Below are 5,239 nucleotides of genomic sequence, written 5' to 3' on the forward strand. Positions count from 1 at the left end.
CCTGAATGTGGCTGTATTTTCTGGGCATAGCAAAGACCTCCTGTAGTAGTTTTATTCTACCACAGGAGGCCTTCTTTTTTCACTGTCTACTTTTACTGGAGCGGTTCAGACAGGAGGGGCACTCTTTAAACTTTATGCAGCCTTACGCCGGAACCGGACAATACTTGCTGGGGATCCTGATGGCAGCCTGTGTAGCTGCTCTGTCGGCAGGGAGCCTAAAATTTGATTCGCAGCCACGTCTGTTTTCACTTCACCAGGGTTTAAGAACTCCCTGATACCGTTCACCGAGGGCACACAGTTTCCCTTTTTACCTTCCACCAGAAGGCCCACCTGGGCATCGGTTCCGGGGCCCAAATGGAGGTACCACTCGAAGTGAGTCTCGGACACCGGCGTCACCCGGTAGACGATCTGGTCCACCAGCTCCCGGCTGACCCCCTTCCCTTTCAGGTGGACCAGTTCTTCCAGCGCCTGCTGAATCTGGTCCAGGTCCATGGCCTCCCGGCACTCCACCGACTCGGCCTTTTTCTGTTCTTCCTCCAGGCGGCTTCTCTCAGCTTCCAGCTGATCCCGCAGCTGCTGGTATTCCTCCTTTCCGATTTCCCCGTCCGCCCGCATAACGGTCAGGTTCCGCAGCCGGGTGTCAATCCGCTCCAGCTGGATCTTCCGCTCACTGTTCCCCTGCTGGTCTTTCCGGCTGGTCTCCCTGTAGTATTTTTTCAGCAGTTCCAGAGCGGTCTGGATGATCTGGTGCTTGTCCCCCAGCAGCTGCTCAAAGAGGGTCTCGGCCATCATCTCCAGCTTCCAGTCCCCGTACATCCGAATCCCGCAGTAGCCCTCGCTGTCCAGGCCCATCTCCTCCCGCTTCTGTTTGGAGCCGTTGTTGATACGGTTGTAGCACTGGTACCCGTAGGAAATGCTGCCGTCCTTCCGGACGTGCCACTTGTCCCGGCGGCAGGCGTAGCCGCAGCTGCACCGCAGCTTGTTGACCCAGATGTCCTCGGAAGTCCGGTTGCTGATGGTTACCTTGCCGTCCCGCAGGGCCACCGCTTTTCGCCGGTTGATTCGGATGCTCTGGGCCTTGTTCCAAATCTCCTTGGAGACAATGGCCGGGAAGTCCCCTTCCTGATACAAATAGGTGGAGGCATCCAGATTCAGCACCCGGTGCTGGTCCAGATAGTTGTTGTTTCGAGATTTGTTGTAGCACTTGGTACCGGTGTAGGTTGCATTTTTCAGCACCCGCACCACGCTGGATGCACACCACTTCACCAGCCCCATGGCGCTTTTCCGGTGGCGGGCGTTCAGCTCGTTGGCAATCTGCAAAGAGCCCTTCCCCTGCAGATACAGGTCGAAGATCATCCGCACCGTCTCGGCCTGCTCCTCGTTGATTTGATAAGTATCTCCAACCCGGTCGTAGCCCAGAATATTGCCGTTGCCGTACAGCACCCCTTTCTCCCGGCTCACCTTCTGGCCCGCCCGCACCCGCTCAGAGGTCTTGCGGCTCTCCTCCTGGGCCAGGGTGGCCATCAGGGAGAGGCGAAGTTCGCCGTCGCCATCCATGGTCCAGATGTTGTCCTCGATGAAGTAGACTTCCACCCCGATGCCTTTCAGCTCCCGGGTGATGACCAGAGTGTCCACCACGTTCCGGGCGAACCGGCAGACCTCACGGGTTACAATCAGATCGAACTTGCCCTGCCGGGCGTCGTCAATCATCCGCAGAAAGGAGGGCCTTTTCTTGGCCTGGGTACCGGTAATGCCCTCGTCTATATACCGGTCCTGAATCTCCCAGTTGGGATGATACCGCGCCTGATCGTCATACCACTGCATCTGGTTTTCCAGGGCAGCAATCTGCGCCTCGTGCTCGGTGGATACCCGACCATAGACGGCCACCTTCCGCTTCCGGTTCCGGTCCAGCTGGGTGTAGTCCGTCAGCTTAAAGCGATAGTTGTAATCGTCCCGCATCATAATGCCGCCCTCCTTATTTCTTAAATGCTGTGCCCCTTGGCAGGGGCTTTGCTTGTATTGCGAACCACGTTGGCGTAGGTCTCCGGGTTGACCAGACCTTTCTTCATCAGAATTTCGATCAGGGCAACCGCTGCATAGCGTTCATCAATCTTGTTGTTCTTGATTCTGGCACCTCCATCTTATCACATACGCTTGGTTTCGTTGAGGATGTCGATCGGAATGTTTCAAATCATCCGGCGTTGGCTTTCCGGATGGATTGTTCAAAATTTTTAATAAAGTCTATACCCTGTTCCCCGATCCGGCGGATGCCCTCCAGCCCCGAGAGACAGAGTGTCGGGTTGTTCTGCAAACAGGTGTTCCAGCGGAAGATCAGGGTGTCCAGAGCATCTTCCATCTCGGCGAAAATGTCCTCCTCGTTCATCTCTCCGGTGGGCTGGAGCATCTTTTCCGACGCTTCCCGGATGGCTTGCAGGGTTTCTGCAACGCTGCGCTTACGTTTCGGCTTTTCCTGGGGCTTCTCTTGGGGCTTTTCGGGTTCTTTGGTCTGCCGGAGCTGCTGAACCAGAGCGGGCCTTTCCTCCGGCGGGGTTTTGGCGATGGCTGCCACGGCCTTCTCTGTGGGCTTGATGCTGCCGGTCAGGATTTCTTGTTTGATGCCGGGCTCAACTTCTTCAGCGGCGTCTACACCTTGAGCAAAATATTCCGACCGTCGAACAAAGCTCTCACTCACATGGTTTTCATTGGCGATCCGCTGCCGAGTCTTTTCTTTTTCGATCAAGTGGTCATTTTGACCACTTGATTTTTGCTGGTCACTTTTTCGATCTCCGCCATGAGAGGCTTTCTCAGCTCCGTATTGCTGACCCATCAAATATTTGAACTGCTGAGGCGTCAGATTTCGCCGTCCCAGCTGGTTCCTGCAGATCCAGGCGATGGCTGCGTACCGGTCGGAAAACGCCTTCTCATAGGTGGTGAACTGAATTTCCGGGTGCTGCCGAAGGATACGGTAACGATTGTGTCCATCCACGATGACGCCGTTCCAGACGATCAGCGGGTTGATAACCACACCATCAGCCAGAATGTTTTCCTCCAGCTGTTTCAGCTCTTCCTCCCGAAGGGAAGGAATTTTGCTTGCAAACTCCGGGTCAATGCGCAAATTCTGCAGCATCTGCTTTCGCCTCCTCTCTTTTATCGGGTGTGAATTCCATTTCAGTCTGACTTTAAGGCCAACTGCCCTGGAACTTTCCATTCCGGCCAGTGGTTTGAAATTGGTTTTCCGGGTTCCTCCCCCATTTGTCCTCGACACCCCGGGGCGGGTTGGGAACCTTCTGGCGGCGGATTTGCACCGCTCCATCGGCCTTTCGGCCGCCCCGCCTTCTTTGTGGCCGGGCCGCGAGTTACGGAAGTATCATTGTCTGGAAGTACCAGGAGGTTGAGCTATTCGGTTTTCAAGGTGCTGCGTGGTCTCTGGTAAAAGCATACCAGAGGCTTTTCCGTTCCGGGAGTGACTGGGAGTACACCTTTTCACCCATTTTGGTGTACTCTTAGTACACCTTAGGGGGTCTTGTAGATCACCCTGGGGACCTTTCTACTATAAGTGTAATGCATGAACTTGGTTTAGGGGAGTGACTGGTAGTACCCCCTTAGGGCCCTTAAGGGGGTACTCGTAGTCCCCCCTGGGGTCCGTTTATCTTGGAGATACCCCTTGTAATTTCTCTTTCTCCGCTCCGGAGAAAAGATCCTTACACTTACGAGCCATCGAGAACGGCCTTTTTTCAACCTCAATTTTCAGATTTCACAAAACAATCACATTTCGCTGTGTTTTATTCTCCCCCATTTGTCCTCGACGCCCCGGGGAGGGTTGGGAACCTTCTGGCGGCGGATTTGCACCGCTCCATCGGCCTTTCGGCCGCCCCGCCTTCTTCACGGCCGGGCCGCGAGTTACGGAAGTATCATTATCTGGAAGTACCAGGAGGCTGAACTATTCGGTTTTCAAGGTGCTGTGCTGGTCTCTGGTAAAAGCATACCAGAAGGTTTTCCTCTTTGGGAGTGACTCGTAGTACCCCTTAGGGGGATCTCGTAGACCCCCTGGGAACCGTTTATCTTTGGAGACACCCCTTGGAATTTTCTCTTTCTTCGGTCCGGAGAAAAGATCCCTACACTTACGAGCCATCGAGAAGGGCCTTTTCGTAGCATCAATTTTAATATTTCACAAAACAATCACATTTCATCATGTTTTGCCTCTTATGATCTTGGGTTCTCCCCCATTTATCCTCGACGCCCCGGGGAGGGTTGGGAACCTTCTGGCGGCGGACTTGCACCGCTCCATCGGCCTTTCGGCCGCCCCGCCTTCTTTGTGGCCGGGCCGCGAGTTACGGAAGTATCATTGTCTGGAAGTACCAGGAGGCTGAACTATTCGGTTTTCAAGGTGCTGCGCGGTCTCTAGCAAAAGCATACCAGAAGTTTTTCCTCTCCGGGAGTGACTGGGAGTACACCTTTTCACCCATTTTGGTGTACTCTTAGTACACCTTTCTATGAAAGTGCCCATTACAATGATAACTTAGGTTCCTCTTTGACGGGAGTGACTATCTGCCACAGTTTACGTAAGCGCCTCACGAAAGGACGTACTTGACAACAGAAAAGGACCGGCCAAAGCCGGTCCCCTAGGTTATTCCTGTTCAAAACAACTGCGCATGTAGTCGCTCCAGGGCATCAGATCCTTGAGCAGCTCAGGATGTTGGCGGAAGTCCATGGAGGGAAGGTTGGACAGTACAATGTGCAGGTATCCCCGCTCAGAAAGACCATTGGCACCGGCGGTTTCCACCAGGCTATAGATCACAGCACTGGCCCGGGCTCCTTTTACCGTGTCGCTGAACAGCCAGTTCTTGCGTCCCACAGTAAAGGGACGGATGGCGTTCTCAGCAAGGTTATTGGAAATCTGGCACCTGGGGTCAAGCAGGTAGTTCTCCATGTAAGGCTGCTGTTTGCGGGCGTACTGCACAGCCTTTTTCAGATTTCCAGCCAGAGGCTGCTGCTCCAGCTCTTCCAGCCAGCACCAAAAAGCCCTGAGCATGGGTTTCTCCATCGCAAGGCGCTGTTTCTGTCTTTCTTCGGCCGACAGTTCCGCCAGTTTCTTTTCAGCTGCAAACAGCTGGTCACAGTAATCCCGGCCAACCTGTGCCGGCGTGAGAAGCCCTTTGGGATTGCTGGATGCAGCAGGCATAGCCTCTACAAACTTCCGGCGCAGATGGGCCCAGCAGCCGCAGCGGGTAATATCCGG

Annotated in this window: 3 protein-coding genes; all 3 read right to left on the minus strand. The window is 54.5% G+C overall.

The window, feature by feature from the left end; all coding sequences use genetic code 11:
- Positions 1-132: 132 nt before the first annotated feature.
- Positions 133-1,962 (minus strand): recombinase family protein, encoded by a 1,830-nt coding sequence (locus B5F27_RS15635; protein ID WP_087368987.1) that lies wholly within the window; start codon positions 1,960-1,962, stop codon positions 133-135.
- A 229-nt stretch (positions 1,963-2,191) separates the two neighbouring features.
- A complete protein-coding gene (locus B5F27_RS15640; protein WP_144066559.1) occupies positions 2,192-3,313 on the minus strand; it encodes a hypothetical protein in 1,122 nt (373 codons plus the stop codon).
- A 1,314-nt stretch (positions 3,314-4,627) separates the two neighbouring features.
- A partial coding sequence (locus B5F27_RS15645) for a transposase (RefSeq protein WP_144066560.1) occupies positions 4,628-5,239 on the minus strand: 612 nt, incomplete at its 5' end.

The sequence above is a fragment of the Faecalibacterium sp. An192 genome (assembly GCF_002160175.1).
GTDB lineage: Bacteria > Bacillota > Clostridia > Oscillospirales > Ruminococcaceae > Faecalibacterium.

Coding starts and splice junctions, on each gene's coding strand:
- B5F27_RS15640 (WP_144066559.1), bottom strand. CDS start 3,313: ATGGAGCGGTGCAAATCCGCCGCCAGAAGGTTCCCAACCCGCCCCGGG.
- B5F27_RS15635 (WP_087368987.1), bottom strand. CDS start 1,962: ATGATGCGGGACGATTACAACTATCGCTTTAAGCTGACGGACTACACC.